The following is a 15,308-nucleotide window of genomic DNA, read 5'->3' as shown; positions in this document are numbered from 1 at the left end:
TTGAAGAAATCATATGTTCTCCTCATTGTCATGGTCCTCTATGCACCCCTAGCATTAGCGCTGAACGACTCCTTGGTGATCTGGATAATGGTTCCTCCGGGATCCGGTAAAACGGGTGAAGCATCAAGGAACGTGGACTTAACTTCCTCATTGACCACAGGAGAGAGTCCCTTACCCGTTGCACTTTCATCAAAACTTTACACAAACTGGATCATCAGAACGCCCACCCTGGCTTCAGGGTGGGCAAACCTAAAGGCTACTGCCTCCGGTGAACACCAGACGCTTCAAACAATAATAGAAATAGTTTCAATCAGCGCTTCGACGGTAGACGGGGGCTTATCTTGGATATTGCCTCAAACCGATGACCCTAGGGCATATTTTGACCTCAACTCGTATTCTGGACCCACAATAATGTCTATAGGGGGAAAAGTGGCTACTACAGGAACGGCACATGCCTATGGCTATAATTATCCACTTGAGGGACTACCTGAAGACTACAGCGTAGCATATGCTAGCCTCGGTTTAACCCAGCCCGTCGTCACCGAAAAGAAGTATACCGTTAACATAGACTCTCTTATTCAATCTCCCCCAGGGTATGCCATTTATGGAACGATAACTTTAAGTGGTGAGCCCTCACAGCTCAACGTTAATTTAGTTTTCGAGGGCTCTACTACCAGTAAGAGTATTTCATTACAGTTAAAGGAGGGAACAAGATATATTCTTAGAGCTCCAAGCGAGACCACCTTGCTCGTACGAAAAACCCTGACAAAATATTGTTCATGGGACGAGACAAACAGTAGCTCCACCATAAGAACGTGTAGCAGTGGAGAGTACTATACGGGAAGCTTCGACATAACCCTTAGCTTTAGCTTCACAAGCAGAATATACTCCCTGAGAATTAACGCTGTTAGCGTTACTGGTTTACGTAAAACCCTTTACACGGGCTTCTTGATCCCCGGCAATGGAACCATCGTTCTTAGAAACATAACCTTAGAAGCCGAAACAATCGACGTTTCAGCTCAACTTGATTCGAATACCAAGGGTTTCTTGAAGCTAACTCTCGAAGGTCAATCTCAGGACAAAGTCTTCTTCGACTACTGGCTTATAGGATCTACAAAAATACAGACAAACAGTCTCACAGGAACTATAAATTCTAACATATACGTCAGGGCCGTCTATTCTCTCAGTCAAAAAGCTCCAGTTACATATCTATTACCGGGAATGGACTTCCAGCCAGCCAACGGTACACATTTCATACCCATAAAGCCAGGAGTTTACACCTTCTCAACAAATGCAAGCCTAATATTGCTCGACACGACTCGAAGCAAAATTATAACACTTCAAGGTGCTAGCGGATCTCTCATAGTCTCAGAACAGTACGGCGAGTGTGCTAGAGCGGGGACAAAGACTGTCAAAGATAGAACACCGTCAATAAAGTTACCTTTATTCCTGAATGGATCCTCTAAATTCTATCTTTTCTCCATAATGGCACCCGAAAAACCTAACATGGCGGTTTATCTCAAGCTTAACGACTCGGTTTACTATTTTCGAACAATTGTCCCTGTAATCTCAATAAAAGAAATAAAGTATAGCTTGAATAAAGCTGAGATAATCTTTACTTCATTTCCGCCGTGGGAAAACTATAATGTTACAGCTAGCTATAACGACTTGATACTTACCACAGTACCCGCTTCAAATGGACGACTGACTATAAATTACTCCCTTCTGCAGAATGTTACAAGAATCTCAAGGATTAAGATTTATGCTTCTTGGGGGAGAAATCTCCTCATCCCTAATACAACGCTAGAACTCATACTTGTACCCGTATCGACTCCGGTGACCTTCACAAAGGTCAACGGTGACACGAAGTTGCTTTGGGGAGAGCCTGTTGTACTCGGAGAAAAGAGAACGCTTAGAGAAAAACTCTTCACGTTAAATGAAACCTGGATACCAGGGAGATTGTACGTCAGACTGATATCAAGGGAAAGCGGAGTTGTACTCTGGGAAAACGAGCAGAGGTATTTAGAGCCAATAATCATTCCCTTATACGATGGTAACAGGCACTCTCTTGAGGTTCTCTACGTTCCAGGAATGACGAGAGAGGTCCTGGTGATACCATGGCTCGAAAAGCTTTGATCGATACAATAAGGCTAGTAATCCTCGCTTCGTTTACTATAACAGTCCTTACCACTATACTTCTTTTAGTGCAGGGCCAGTCAAGGCATTTTACTGTTGAGCCCTCCCAACTCAACGTTCTAGCCCAGGCTACTCTCGTGGATCTAAACTCGAAGGTCTATATAAACAGGACCATTTGCGAAGTTAAGGCAAACAACCTTACAGTGACAAGGGCAAGTCTACCCATTATCGAGCTGGAAAAATGCCGCATAACCCCTCTCAATGAATCATGGTTGTCGATAATACACGAGGGAAGTAAATGTAAAATATATTTCCTTCCAAGACTCCTTGAAGGCAATAACACCCTGGTTCTATATGACTCTTCCTTTGATGGATTTGCCGACAGGCTATGTTTCTCGAGAAGGAGTTTTACTGTCAGGGTGTACGACCTTTCTCTAAGCTATTGTGGTAGAAATGTGGAACTGGAAGGACCTCAGGAGTTGAAAGTTGTTATCTATCAGGTGAATAGGTGTTGAAGTCTATAGGAGATAATCTGCTGGCTTTCTTTGAAATACTGCTCTTAGGCTCTCTCCTAAGCTTCTATATTGCATATTCAAACCACAGTAAAAGAGAGGTGGAAAGTATTGCAAGCCTTATGCCCGAGGGATCTTGTCTGACTATCTATGCATCCAAACCAATCTATTACAACGACTCAATACACGGATACAGCATTACATTATGCAAAAACGGATCTAGAGTTGAGGTGGTCAAACCTTGAGAACTCTTTCAGCGGCAATCATAGCTATAGTTGTCCTATTGACTCTGACTAGAGTCTCAAGCCATGAAGTCAAAACGCTCACATATAATTTCATTCAGGCACGTAACACGGCGACTATCGCGGCCTATGTCATGCTTTACGCCAGCTGCGACGACGTTGATGAGATAATGAGGAGTGTCAATGCCACGGCTCCTTTACCCGATTACCCGGTAGGCAATATTATTGTATGGTGCGGTGAGGAGCCTAGAGTGATATCTTTCAGCTGGAAGAGATAATATGAGGCGCAGAGGAACAATTGGATTACTCGCTATAGTGCTTTTAAGCTTTCTAGTTTTAGAGAGCTCGGAACATAATTTTTATCGTACAGATTACCGTGGAGAGGATGCTCACACAGCGCTCTTGGTAGCCCTTAGAGCTTCGTGCTCGGATCCCGGTAAAGCTAATGTAAAACTCCAAAAGATTTCTCGGTATATATACCCGGTTAACTTCCTCTCGTATAATCTCTATCTGCTGGTGAATGAATCATCTTATGATCATGGGGCCTTAGTTTGCAGGGGGTATGTTGTGACGAACGTTGGAAAAGATGTGTTCGAATTACAATACTCATATAAACTAGTCGGGTTGAAGGTCGACCCGTTAACGGGAAGAATTCTGAGAATATATGAAACCTCCAGTTATCAAGTCTTCAAGTTAGCAAGCTACAGTTACGCTATCAAGATAAAAGTCTATCTAAAACCGCTCTGTCCTCACGATTACGTCAATGGAACACTTCTTGCCATTAAAGGAAACTATCCCTGTACACTTATGGACAAATGGGGGAACAAGCTGGTGATAAGCGGTGGATGATGCAATAGTGATCCTATTAGACGTCATTGTGAGTACGCTTGTCTTCACGTATTGGCTAGCGGTTTTTAACTCTCCCGTTCACGAGGATGCAGCCTTGATTAGAGACCTATGTTATCTTGCTAACTCACCTGAGGGTACTTCTCTACGTAGTGAATATAATCTTGACTTGTATATCGAGAACGGATTGATAGTGACCAGGGTACCTGTGTCTAGTATGTGCTTCGAGAGGTTAAATGAGACAGCCATTCTCGCTCCAGTTGTCGTTGAGAGAGCAATGAGGATTGGTGGAAAAATCCAACTCTTATTGCTCAAGAAGAATGGTAAAATCCTCGTAAGAACACCCTAAAAATAGTGTACTTTGTAATTTTCCGGCTTTCAGGTAAGCTTATCTTTAAACAAGGACTCGAGAAATCCTTCAATCCTAGCTGAGAGTTCTTCTAGCTCCATGAGCATTGTATTGATGCTGTCGAGTGCCTTCCTTTGGTCTGGAAGGATGTCGGTGTACGCCCTGAAAGCTTCGATGCGTGTGCAAGAACTGCGTCCTAGTCAGAAACGCATGCTTAAACATAACCAGAAGAGTAGGATACAGCCCACCAACACCGACGAGAATCGAAGCCTACACCCCGACACACCAAGGAGTCGTAGTCGCCACGGAGAGGAGAAAGATACAACCACTAGGAGCAAAACAATAACCCCTAGAAGGGCAACCCATGAGCCGGCCCCCGTGACGCAGGGTGGCAGGCGGTAGTAGTTGAAAACTTGATTGATTAAAAGGAAAGTTAAAAAGTGTCAAAAATACTCCTAACACCATAGGATAAAATGCCCACGAATCTCCCAGCCGAGGCAAAGAGTAAATGGAAGAAAGCTATGGACGCGAAGACGCCAGAGGAAAAACTTCAAGCTCTACAGGAGTTCCTCTCTGCCGTCCCGAAGCACAAGGGGACGGAAAGACTTCGCATGCAGGTTACTCGTCAAATTGCTGCACTCCGAAGAGAAATAGAACTCAAGAGAAAGAAAAAGGTTGGTGGCGGCGAACAATTCTTTGTAGAAAAAGAGGGCGATATCCAGGTAGTTGTGCTGGGCTATCCCGGACCCGGTCGTGAGGCTGTGTTTCGCTGCATCACCGGGATAGAAGTTACAGATTCCAAGAAGCCTGTTCCAGGCATGAAAACTTGGGAGGGTGTATACTTCCAAATAATCAGTGCCCCACCACTTTTCGGCGACGCTTCATCGCAATCTCGTTTGATGGCTTTAGCACGAAATGCCGATGCAATCATTTTAGCCCTCGACATGGTACCGGGAGTAGAAAGCCAGGTTAAGGCTTTGCTTGACGCCCTAGAAGAGTCTAGGATAGCTTGGAAGAAGCCGCGAGCGAGCGTCGAAATAGAGAGAAGATCGACGGGAGGAGTTGTCGTGATAGGTGAACTCGAAGGCACAACACTCCAAGATGTTGCGGCTCTCCTTCGCGATTATGGAATTTACCATGCCGTTGTCAAAGTTACTGGAAAAGCCACGTTAGACGATGTTGAGGAGGCATTATTCGGGGAAATAGCTTACAAGCCTACCATTGTTGTTCTTTACTCGCCAGGAGACCATATCCAGGACGCGGAAGTAATGCGTGGAACACTCGAGAGTGAATTTGGTATTCCTGTACACCTCATTAAAGGTTGTGAAACCATAGATTTCGGAAGGATGGCCGAATATATTTTCCGAGAGTTGGACCTGATAAGGGTTTACACACGTAATCCTAGAACGGGAGAGGTGGAAGAAAGACCCATCGTGGTGAGACGTGGAGCTAAGGTAATCGAAGTGGCGAGAATCATACATTCGCAGCTAGGCGAGAGTTTCAAGTATGCTTGGGTCTGGAGCAACCGCTTCACATTCAATCCGCGTAAAGTTGGAAAAGATTTTGAGCTGGGAGATGGTGATATCATTCAAATTGCTGGCGGGTAACGTTAGGCTTAAAGAAGCAAAAGAAGTAGCAACGCGGATCCTGAGCCCAAAAGAACCATAAAGTTGAATTCCTTCAACGAAACTTGCTTGAAAAAGATTAACACTTTAACGGTCAGGATTAGGATGGATGCCGGAATTATAAATATAAGAGATTCCATCGTCCTTGCATAAAGAAATATGTAACCCAGTGCAAGGCCTACAGGATGTAGTATAGTTAGGGATAATGGAATGAATAGAGCAGAGCCTCTACTCAACAAGTGTTTAGCCACTCTCTGCTGAATAACTGTGAACAATACGGCGATAAAGGCAGCAAATACGCTCATCCATGATAATTCCTGTAATGAAGATGTTTGGGTAAACGTGAAACCGTAACTCCCGCCCGTGTAATATAGATAGGATACCAGAGGTACTACAAAAGTTATGAGGACAACTCTCAGATAAGAGCAATCCTCTTCTTCAGGGATTGCACGTATAGCAATGAATTCATAAAGAGTTGCAAGAGTTGCTGGCGCAGCAGCGATAAGGAGAGGGGTAAGAGGGCTAAGAATACGTTTGTTCTCTCCCACGCTTATACCTGAAAACAAGGAAATAACCAGCATAGCTAGAAATGGGCTCAACAAGAAGCCTCTAGCTTCGGAATGAAGAAAAACTAGTGTTAACGAGAAGAGGGAAAGTATGTAGAGAAAGGCATACAAGGGAAATTTTGTCCCGAAGAGAATAAAAAAAGTAAGAAGAATGAGAAGTATACTTGATGCAAACAATAAAAGAAATGAAGCTGCTCCTTTTTCAGTCTTAACACCCTGTCGTGAAACTATAATAGAGTAAACTGTCAATGCGACGAGCACTCCGGGAAAACCTATCAATGAGTCCAGGCCAAAGTATCTCAAGACCTCGAAAGTCAAGAGTGCAGACTGTACAGGGATGGGTGCGACCAGCATATAAATTAAGGTTAAAAACTCAGGAAGAGTTCCCGGGAAGATTAATAAAGGGATAAAACCGACGAGAAATCCAAAAATCGACCAAGACTTTATGCTTGACAAACGAGTAAGCATTGAAATAGGGTTCACTATCCCATCTACACTTAAACTAGGCAAAAAATAGCTAATGAAGATCCTACTTAACAACAAGGATGAAATAAAGGAGGCAAAGACTAGTAAAGAGTATATTAGGAGGGTACTCCTTCCATCACCTGTAGTCAAATTATTTATGAATATAGAGGATATTACCCCACTCTTGACTTTGTCCTCTAGCCCTACAATCGCTAGGGACAAGAAAGGTGATGAGAAAACAATAGTTATGGAGGCAACCAGTAAAACTGCGATTCTGTCTCTTCCACGCCTTGATGCCCCCAAAAAGAGCATGGAGATCACGGGCAACAAGGCTAAAATCAGGGGAAGGCTCATGGCCCTTTCCTTTGAAGTGAACAAAGCTACCACAACACCCGTAAAAGCCAGAACGACCCCAAGTGATAGGAGATAGTCAGCCCTCCTCAAGCAAGACACGACCGCCACCCTTTCTAGCTTGGTTGTTAGACATCTTTTTCGTTATTGTCGCCAGAACCGGACAGCCCGAACCCCCTGCTTTGCAATACTGCAGGTATTTATTGTTAAGGGCTTTCCACTCAGAAACCCCTATGAAAACACACCTACTACCCTTCGCTGTTGGTCTGTAATACCTGCAAACCGACTCCTCAAGCATAAACAACCCTCTAAAAACCGCCCTGCGATAAATAAGCTCTACCGTCACATGCAACATATAGGGGCTCTAGGCTGCATGCCTCCTATGTGTGTAATGGGTAAACCACTAGAAAATAACACTATTTGTATGTGCTTTGAACACAATTCACAACGATAATAATAATATTGGCTATTCACTATAGTGATAGGTTTTGGATGTCTACAGGCGGCGTTTGTCCGGGCCTTTATCGGGATACAAGGGGAAGATTCTATTGCAAGTACGCGGGGGGCGTTGAAGTAGACCCGGCATTCATGCCTTGCCTTATGGAATATTGGGAATGCCCATACTACATAGAATGGAGGAAGAAATCCACTGAGGAGAAAAAGCCTGTCGAGCAAATAGTCCCGGCTCCTCAACCACAGACACAAATTAAAATCGAAAAACCAGAGACTCTGAGCCCCGAAGTCAAAGAAGAGAGAACAGGCTTAGAAAAAATCACAGAGGAAATAGACACATTGATTACTCGCGCTTCCGAGCTCTCCAGAATTTGGGAGGAATATGAGCGCGATGCACGTGAGGTTATCGAGAAGTGGGAGAACCTAAGAGACTATCTGGAAAAAGAATTACTCAGCATTAAAAGCTCGATAAACACATTAACCGAGGAACTGGAAAGGATAGAGACAAAACATAAATTAGGTATTCTAGATGACACTCATTATCAAGAACTGAGGTCGGAGATCGACTCAAAGATATCTCAGAAAAACTCCGAGATGGATAACATAAAGCGTAAGCTGGATGAGCTTGACAGGCTCGTCATTCCTCACTACAAGCGCGTAAAAGTAGCTGAGGTTAAACCCGAAATAGCAAAGATAAGGCTAGCCCTAAACAAGCTTGAACAGAAGTTCAAAGAGGGGGAGGTGGCTGAGGAGACATACCGAAGACTTAGGGCAGAATTGGAGGCTAAACTTAAAAGACTAGAGAGAATACGGGAGGAGGTCGAGGAGTAATGGCTACAATGGCCTTGGAAGAAATAAAAAATATCTTTGACGGCGCCGACAAGGCATGGGAAGAATATGTTTCCACAACGAAACAAGCCCTTCTCCAATGGGAAAAGACAAGGCCTGCCTTGCTCGAAAAAATAGCTGTCCTCAAAACCAGGATATCCTCTAATCTCAGCGAACTCGAGGAAATACAATTGAAAGTTGAACTGGGGCTATTGGAAGAAGAGAAGTCGCAGAAGAAGTTCGATGAACTTTCATCCGAAACGGTCACTATGGTTCATGAACTTGAAAATCTATGGGTTGCTTATGAACACGCGTCTCTCAAGAGTATCCAGCACATGAAACGTATCGGCATCCCGCTAGACACGAGCTTAGAGGAGACAAAGAAAAAACTTGAAGAGATTGAGAACAGTTTTCGAGATGGCATAATAAGTTCGAAAGAAGTATACGAGGAACTAAGGAAAACTGTAGAGGAACAAATAAGAATCCTTACAGGTTAGACAACTAGCGTTTTCCCGCCCTGGCCCGGGCTATGCGTACCCTTATTTTACCATCGTTTAACTTTTCTATCCTCAAGCTTCTCGGTGATATATTGCCTCTCCTTTCAGCAGCCTTCTCCATTCTCGAAACAAGCTGGCTGAAATGTGGTCTACAAAGGTAAATAACCTGTCCGCCTACCTCTAGCATTATCTCGGCATGCCGCGTACAGTTCTCCATCATACAGTTCTGTGGGTCATCAACCATAGGAATATGCCACGTCTGTGAAAATCAAGAACATTAAAAAATGTTTACTATAACCTAGACACGGATGATGAGCTAGTGCGTTATTTTTTTCTAGCAGAGCTAAAAACTTGTTCTTGTATGAACAATGGGGTCAAAATCGAAATTATCGATATGATTCTGCCGGAGAAGTCTAACATTATAATCGGCCAGACCCACTTCATAAAGAGCGTTGAAGACATAGCCGAGGCAGTGGTTACGAGTGTTCCAGGAATAAAATTCGGGCTAGCCTTCAACGAGGCCAGCGGTGATAGGCTCATCAGGTGGGATGGAAACGATGAAGAGTTGAAAAATGCCGCAATTCAGAATGCGCAGAGAATAGGCGCTGGACATGTTTTCGTCTTGCTGATCCGAGATGCTTGGCCTATAAACGTGCTTAGCAAGTTAAGAAACATAGACGAAATAGCACATATCTTTTGTGCAACAGCAAACCCTGTCCAGGTCATTGTCGCCGAGACCGTGCAGGGTAGAGGGGTTTTGGGAGTAATTGATGGTTACACTGTCGTGGGTGTGGAGACGGAGACGGACAAAAGGAAGAGAATCGAATTTCTCAGGAAAATTGGCTATAAGCGCGGCTAGCTCTTGCTTGTAATCTGCGGGAATCCTAAGATAATAAGTTAGAGTTGACGCCTTGTGGAGGAAGAAATCAAGCAGGTCATAGTGGTTAGACGGGATCTCCAAATGGGAAGAGGCAAAATGGTAGCTCAGGGTGCACACGCTTCCCTTGGCGCGTTCCTGGAGGCTCAAAGGATGAAGCCCGAGTGGGTAGAAAGATGGCTTGAAAGCGGGCAGAAGAAGATAGTAGTTAGGGTCGAGTCCCTTGAAGAGCTTCTAAGTGTTTATGAGGAGGCTAAAAGCCTAGGCTTACCCGTTTCACTAGTAAGAGATATGGGATTAACGCAACTCGAGCCTGGTACGATAACGTCCGTTGGCATAGGTCCTGCACCTGCAAGCCTTCTGGACAAGGTCACCGGGAAGCTTAAACTACTATGAATTTTTAAGATAGGGGGGATTCCTCGACATGTGTAAAAGATGGTTCGTCCAGCTCTGGCAGAACTCGACAACCTTTTAGAAATGAGATACTATGGCCTGGACTCTGATGGTATAGGGGGAAGAATACGTAGAGAGATAGACGACTTCATTGTGCAAGAAATAAGCATCGATGGTATTAAAGCCACTTCTCTTTGCACCAATCTTCCAAAGGGAAGCGGAGAATACACATGGGTAGTTGTCGAGAAGAGAGGTCTAGACTCGGTTAGTGCTGTACAAAGAATACAAAGATATCTGAATGTGAGGAAGAAAGACATCGGATTTGCAGGTCTAAAAGACACATCAGCGGTAACTTTCCAATTTGTATCCATTAAAGGGGTCATAAATGAAGAACTAATCGAGGAATTCAACAAGTCAAATACACGGATAAAAATACATTGTCCCTTCCGGCGACCATTTGCGCTGCGGCCTGGCCTTCTTTTTGGCAACGAATTCACCGTACGTGTAAGAGAGGCTGATGGAAGCAACTTAAAAAGGTTAACAGAGGAGCTGAAAGAAGTGAGTTACATTCCAAACTATGTTGGCTATCAACGGTTTGGCAGCATAAGACCTATCACTCATATCGTTGGAAAAAACATAGTTATGGGAAACTTTAAAGAAGCCGTAGAGGAGCTTCTATTAAGGATTTTTCCTTATGAATCAGACATCGCTAAAAAAGCAAGAGAATATCTTGCATCAACGGGCGACTACATAGGAACTTTAGAAATCTTTCCTAAGAGTATGAAGAGCGAGAGAAGCGTGATAGCCCACCTTGCCAAAAGGCCTAACGACTATGTTGGGGCTCTCAGAAGCATCTCTAGCTACATCAGAAAGCTCTACGTTGGAGCATACCAGGCCTATCTCTTTAACAAGGTTCTAAGCAGAAGAATAGAGGAGGACCTCTCTTGGATGCTCCCCTCCCCTGGCGATTACGTTGGCATTTTCCCAAGCACATACCATCACGAGTATACTTCAGTACTTGTAGCCAACGAAGCTAATATAGATAAACTTCGCAAGCTTGTATTGGATGGAAGAGCACTGCTTCTCCTGCCGATATTTGGGTATAATACTCAACTGTCTCAGGGTAAACAGGGCGAAATAGAGAGGATCATACTCAAGGAAGAGGGGATAGATGTTACACGTTTCTACGTGAAAAGTATACCTGAAGCCTCCTCGGCTGGTACTTACCGCCCTGCGGGTCTCAAGCCCCTAGATCTAAGAATACACGAAGATGGAGATGATATTATTTTCTCATTCGCTTTAAGGAAGGGAATGTATGCGACAACACTCTTGCGTGAATTTATAAAGCCAAAAGACCCTGTCTTACAGGGTTTTTAATTATGCCGTTGATCCCGAAAGAACACTTGGACGAAGTGCACGATGAGTTAATAAAGGCTAGGCGTGAACACCACAGACGTTTACTTGTAATACTCAGCGACGACGACTCCCGTCTAGTAACTGCCGCCCTCGACTTCCTCTACGAGTTACGAGACTTTGTAGGTGAGGATCCCATTCTCTACACTTATCACGCTTTCTACTCTGATGGTGGCATGAGACGGGAGTTATTCGCTAGGGGAGTACCGAAGGATCTAAACATAGAATATGTATCTTACCACCAGCTGGATGTAATACTTGGGCGAACGTACTCTCTCTGCATTGCAGACCTGTTAAACAACCTCGAGCCAAACGACCTCGGTCGCTTAATGGGTGTAGTTAGGGGAGGAGGACTATACATTCTTCTCTTACCTTCTCAGCAGAGAATATTTGAGACGATAACGCGATTTCAAAGCAATTTAATCGTCCCAGGTTATACTCCCGATCAGCTCAAGAGATATTTTACACAGCGATTGTTAAAGAAGCTCTACGAGCACAATGGAATAGCGATATATGACGCGGATAATAGATACTTTCTCAGAAAATTCTCTCAAGAAAAAACCTCGGATTACACCTCGCGGGAAATAATCATTCCTGAGAAGACGCGAATTCCCCTTAAAGTATACAAGCTTGCCCTTACACAGGATCAGGTGGAGGTTCTCAAGAGATTCGAGTTTCTCTACGCTAAGAGCCTGAAAAAACAGGTCTTAGTGTTGACGGCTGATAGAGGTAGAGGAAAATCTTCTGTAGTCGGTATAGGATTAGGGTGGCTAGTACACAGGTTACGCAGAGCCAAAGGAAAATGCAAGGTAGTAGTCACCTCGCCCAGTGAGACCAACGTGCAGGAGGTTTTTCGATTCGCAGACCGTGTTCTCAGGCTCTACAATCATCCAGTTGAGCTAACCCATAGCGAAAACAGAATAGTGGGAATTTCTGGGAAAGGAATCGATATCTCATACGTACCACCTCTCGAAGCTTTAAAGAGCCGTGGAGATGTGCTTGTTGTGGATGAAGCAGCAGCAATACCCGTGACAATGTTGTTTAAGTTCCTGGAAAGGTATGATAAAATTGTTTTTTCCACCACGATACACGGGTATGAAGGTGCAGGTCGCGGCTTCTCGGTAAGGTTTCTTACACGTCTTCGCGCACGTAACGATGTGGAGGTTATAGAGTACGAGATGGATGAGCCAATACGTTATGCCAAGCAAGACCCGATTGAGGAATGGATATTTGATACGCTCTTGTTGGACGCTGAACCTGCCCAACTGACAGATGAGGATATTAAGGCCATCAACGAGACGAATCTTCTCTATCAAGTTCCAGACGAGAAAAAGCTGTTCTTAGAAAATGAAGACGAGTTACGACAATTTGTCGGCATATACATAATGGCGCACTACAGGAACAACCCAAACGACCTAGGCATCATGATGGAGGCCCCGCATCACTTTACTCGAATCGTCAAGACCCCCTCTGGAAAGGTGGTAGTTTCTCTCGAGCTGGCTATTGAGGGCCCCCTGGGTCCTGATCTCTCGCGTGAGTCAGCTAAGGGGGCTTGGCTTATGGGAAACATCATACCGGATAGGATAATAAAACATTATAAAATTGTGGACTTTGGAGAGCTGAAGGGTATTCGGATTGTCCGAATAGCCACACATCCACAAGTAATGAGAAGGGGGCTTGGGAGCTTTGCCCTTAAACATATTGAGGAAGAGGCGCGGAGAGGGGGCTACGACTGGATAGGAGCTGGCTTCGGAGTAACCGAGGAGCTTCTCAGATTCTGGGTTAAGAACGGCTTTATCCCTGTGCATCTAAGTCCCGAGAGGAATCCCATCAGCGGAGAGTACACGGTTATAGTGATCAAACCGTTAAGTGAGAAGGCTGAAAGAATAGTTAACGTTATAGCGAGAGAATTTAAGGAAAAACTATTGGACACACTTCCATCACCGTACTACGACTTGGAACCACCTGTCGCTCTGCTACTGTTGGAATCCACTCCTAACCCCGACCCACCAATCAATTTACCCCTTTTGAAGAAAGCGAGGTTCTTGATGTACGCTTGGGGAGATATGACCGTCGAAAACTCGATGGATGTCTTGGGTTACCTTACAAAACACTACTTTAAGGTCTCAAAGCGCCCTGAATTAACTCTATTTCAAAAACTCCTCCTCATCTCTAAGGTCTTACAGGCGAAGAGTTGGCGTGCGACTCTTGATGATCTTCAGTCAAACATGTCACAGGTCACAGCCGAGTTGAAGGAAATAGCGAAAATATTTTCAGCCGCTTTTCTTGGGGTTAATAGCCCTGAAGAGGCGGAAAAGTTCTACTTTTTACGGCTGGACGACGTTTTGTGAAAGTCTACTCAGGCGTAAGAGTCGCCATAAGTTTAACGTCCTTACAACTTGAGAGACACAAGCCACAAACATTACACTTTTCGTCTGCAACCGCTAGACCTGAGAGAGAATCATGGAGGTTCTTTTCCTTGGAAAAAGCTCTATAAGGACAAACATTGAGACACTGTGGCTCACGTACTACGTCAATGGCAGGTCTTAGAGGGTCAGGGATATACCTCCACCTAATAGGCATCTCTTTGTCTAATTCTACTACTCCAGGCATATCAACAAGAGTGGAGAGAAGAGCCGTGTCGAACAATAATATATCGAATGTTTTCTCAACCGACACCTCTCCGAGTAGGTGTTCTGGAATGTCGCTGATATAAGCTGTTGGAATATCTGTGCTAGCGATCAGCTTAGCCCATATTAGAGCATATAATTTCGATAGGTATGGTGAATGAACTCTAAAAAACTCTCTACCAATCGAATATACGATGTGAGGCGTAAAGACCATTCCTGCAATACCGGTTTGCCTCAAATTTTCTAGGAATTCACTGCTTAATTGTACGCTCGGCGAAACCTTCACAAAAACAGGTCTTTTAGAGACAGAAACGAACTCTTCGATAACATCTATAGCATAGGATTCGAAACTCCTATGTTCACCAATGAGAAGACTCGTGAGACCCAGGTCGATTTCAAAACCGTCCACGATCCCCATGAAGCGGGACGAGAGTCTTGTAAGTGAAGATAGTCTCGATGCTGCAATCGACGCTATCACTTTTGATTCGCCTCGTATTTTTCTAGCTATTGCTTCAACCTCTTCCACGGAAAAAGAGAATGGACGCGTGACGATCACATAGTCCTTCCATGAAGAAAAATAGTGTACGAGTATTCGGGTCTTATTTCTCTCGAAACTCAATTCTGAGTCTGTTACTGTGGGCAAAAAAAAGATGCCGAACTTTTCTTTGTATGCCGTTGCGAACTCTGGGATATTATAGAGCACCACATCCTCACTGCTGACGCCCCTGGGAGAGGTCAAGGATAGACCAGCGAAGTATATAGGTCTTGACAATGTGACCCAGAGAATTTATTCTTTGTAAAATTTAAATAATTATACTGACAACCATACTTTGAAATGATGAGGAGTACCAAAGATGATTTGTGATATGAGAACTCTCAACTGATCTAATGAGGTTGCTAGCTAAGCATTCTCCTAAACTCTTCTGCTATCCTCTTGTACTTTTCGAGATCTTCCTTGGTAACGCTCGGCTTTACGCTTTCAAGAGCTTTCAAGAAGTATTTCATTGTAACTTTTGTAGGTTTACCGGCCTCGCGTAAGGCGCTGATCGCAGCCTCGCGACAAACAGCGGCGATGTCTGCTCCTGTGTATCCTTCTGTTCTTTTGGCTAGTTCTGCTAGGTCTAC

19 protein-coding genes and 1 pseudogene are annotated in these 15,308 nt (G+C 44.3%); 15 read left to right on the top strand and 5 right to left on the bottom strand.

Annotated features, from left to right (window positions below; genetic code table 11):
* From ACP5KC_RS02240 to ACP5KC_RS02205, 8 genes are all read left to right on the top strand, one after another.
* Positions 1-2,136: a hypothetical protein gene (locus ACP5KC_RS02240; RefSeq protein ID WP_428286788.1), complete on the top strand. Its 2,136-nt coding sequence runs from the start codon at positions 1-3 to the stop codon at positions 2,134-2,136.
* The gene (locus ACP5KC_RS02235) at positions 2,118-2,651 is read left to right on the top strand and encodes a hypothetical protein (RefSeq protein ID WP_273433803.1); all 534 of its coding nucleotides are present in this window, start codon (positions 2,118-2,120) and stop codon (positions 2,649-2,651) included. Before ACP5KC_RS02240 ends, ACP5KC_RS02235 begins: the two co-directional genes overlap by 19 nt.
* Complete coding sequence (locus tag ACP5KC_RS02230) at positions 2,648-2,893, top strand: hypothetical protein (protein WP_273433805.1); 246 nt, start codon at positions 2,648-2,650, stop codon at positions 2,891-2,893. Before ACP5KC_RS02235 ends, ACP5KC_RS02230 begins: the two co-directional genes overlap by 4 nt.
* A complete protein-coding gene (locus ACP5KC_RS02225; protein ID WP_052884456.1) occupies positions 2,890-3,168 on the top strand; it encodes a hypothetical protein in 279 nt (92 codons plus the stop codon). Before ACP5KC_RS02230 ends, ACP5KC_RS02225 begins: the two co-directional genes overlap by 4 nt.
* Before the next feature lie 289 nt (positions 3,169-3,457).
* Positions 3,458-3,739, top strand: a complete 282-nt coding sequence (locus tag ACP5KC_RS02220) for a hypothetical protein (protein WP_428286787.1) — start codon at positions 3,458-3,460, stop codon at positions 3,737-3,739.
* Positions 3,732-4,085: a hypothetical protein gene (locus ACP5KC_RS02215; RefSeq protein WP_052884458.1), complete on the top strand. Its 354-nt coding sequence runs from the start codon at positions 3,732-3,734 to the stop codon at positions 4,083-4,085. Before ACP5KC_RS02220 ends, ACP5KC_RS02215 begins: the two co-directional genes overlap by 8 nt.
* Positions 4,086-4,184: 99 nt before the next feature.
* Complete coding sequence (locus ACP5KC_RS02210) at positions 4,185-4,487, top strand: hypothetical protein (RefSeq protein WP_428286786.1); 303 nt, start codon at positions 4,185-4,187, stop codon at positions 4,485-4,487.
* A gap of 71 nt (positions 4,488-4,558) precedes the next feature.
* Positions 4,559-5,692 (top strand): TGS domain-containing protein, encoded by a 1,134-nt coding sequence (locus ACP5KC_RS02205; protein WP_273433813.1) that lies wholly within the window; start codon positions 4,559-4,561, stop codon positions 5,690-5,692.
* Positions 5,693-5,700: 8 nt separating this feature from the next.
* Here the strand turns inward: ACP5KC_RS02205 and ACP5KC_RS02200 are convergent, their stop codons facing one another.
* The gene (locus tag ACP5KC_RS02200; RefSeq protein WP_428286785.1) at positions 5,701-6,630 is read right to left on the bottom strand and encodes a hypothetical protein; all 930 of its coding nucleotides are present in this window, start codon (positions 6,628-6,630) and stop codon (positions 5,701-5,703) included.
* 166 nt (positions 6,631-6,796) lie between these two features.
* Here ACP5KC_RS02200 and ACP5KC_RS02195 point away from each other — a divergent pair, with 166 nt between their 5' ends.
* Entirely contained in the window at positions 6,797-7,171 is a 375-nt protein-coding gene (locus ACP5KC_RS02195) for a hypothetical protein (protein WP_273433816.1), read from the top strand.
* Here the strand turns inward: ACP5KC_RS02195 and ACP5KC_RS02190 are convergent, their stop codons facing one another.
* Positions 7,172-7,390, bottom strand: a complete 219-nt coding sequence (locus tag ACP5KC_RS02190) for a hypothetical protein (RefSeq protein WP_191118487.1) — start codon at positions 7,388-7,390, stop codon at positions 7,172-7,174.
* A 194-nt stretch (positions 7,391-7,584) separates the two neighbouring features.
* Here ACP5KC_RS02190 and ACP5KC_RS02185 point away from each other — a divergent pair, with 194 nt between their 5' ends.
* Together ACP5KC_RS02185 and ACP5KC_RS02180 are read left to right on the top strand one after the other, a co-directional pair.
* Complete coding sequence (locus ACP5KC_RS02185) at positions 7,585-8,376, top strand: hypothetical protein (RefSeq protein WP_424740571.1); 792 nt, start codon at positions 7,585-7,587, stop codon at positions 8,374-8,376.
* Positions 8,376-8,870 carry a hypothetical protein gene (locus ACP5KC_RS02180; RefSeq protein WP_052884465.1) on the top strand — a complete coding sequence of 165 codons (495 nt, stop codon included), beginning with the start codon at positions 8,376-8,378 and terminating at the stop codon, positions 8,868-8,870. Before ACP5KC_RS02185 ends, ACP5KC_RS02180 begins: the two co-directional genes overlap by 1 nt.
* A 4-nt stretch (positions 8,871-8,874) precedes the next feature.
* Here ACP5KC_RS02180 and ACP5KC_RS02175 read toward each other — a convergent pair whose 3' ends face one another.
* Positions 8,875-9,114 carry a hypothetical protein gene (locus tag ACP5KC_RS02175; RefSeq protein ID WP_428286784.1) on the bottom strand — a complete coding sequence of 80 codons (240 nt, stop codon included), beginning with the start codon at positions 9,112-9,114 and terminating at the stop codon, positions 8,875-8,877.
* Between the two features lie 117 nt (positions 9,115-9,231).
* Here ACP5KC_RS02175 and ACP5KC_RS02170 point away from each other — a divergent pair, with 117 nt between their 5' ends.
* From ACP5KC_RS02170 to ACP5KC_RS02155, 4 genes are all read left to right on the top strand, one after another.
* On the top strand, positions 9,232-9,729 hold the full coding sequence (locus ACP5KC_RS02170) for an adenosine-specific kinase (RefSeq protein ID WP_052884467.1): 498 nt from the start codon (positions 9,232-9,234) through the stop codon (positions 9,727-9,729).
* Positions 9,730-9,795: 66 nt separating this feature from the next.
* The gene (gene pth2 / locus ACP5KC_RS02165; RefSeq protein ID WP_052884929.1) at positions 9,796-10,143 is read left to right on the top strand and encodes a peptidyl-tRNA hydrolase Pth2; all 348 of its coding nucleotides are present in this window, start codon (positions 9,796-9,798) and stop codon (positions 10,141-10,143) included.
* 39 nt (positions 10,144-10,182) lie between these two features.
* Positions 10,183-11,517 (top strand): tRNA pseudouridine(13) synthase TruD, encoded by a 1,335-nt coding sequence (truD, locus tag ACP5KC_RS02160; RefSeq protein ID WP_428286783.1) that lies wholly within the window; start codon positions 10,183-10,185, stop codon positions 11,515-11,517.
* Between the two features lie 2 nt (positions 11,518-11,519).
* Complete coding sequence (locus ACP5KC_RS02155) at positions 11,520-13,904, top strand: tRNA(Met) cytidine acetyltransferase TmcA (protein ID WP_052884469.1); 2,385 nt, start codon at positions 11,520-11,522, stop codon at positions 13,902-13,904.
* Positions 13,905-13,908: 4 nt separating this feature from the next.
* Here ACP5KC_RS02155 and ACP5KC_RS02150 read toward each other — a convergent pair whose 3' ends face one another.
* Together ACP5KC_RS02150 and ACP5KC_RS02145 are read right to left on the bottom strand one after the other, a co-directional pair.
* A complete protein-coding gene (locus ACP5KC_RS02150; RefSeq protein ID WP_273433822.1) occupies positions 13,909-14,955 on the bottom strand; it encodes a hypothetical protein in 1,047 nt (348 codons plus the stop codon).
* A gap of 125 nt (positions 14,956-15,080) precedes the next feature.
* Positions 15,081-15,308 (bottom strand): annotated as a pseudogene (locus tag ACP5KC_RS02145) (AAA family ATPase); the annotation flags it as partial.

The organism is Infirmifilum sp. (assembly GCF_049970975.1).
GTDB lineage: Archaea > Thermoproteota > Thermoprotei > Thermofilales > Thermofilaceae > Thermofilum > Thermofilum uzonense.
The sequence above is the reverse complement of the archived record's forward strand: the minus strand, read 5'-3'. Positions and strand labels throughout refer to the sequence as shown.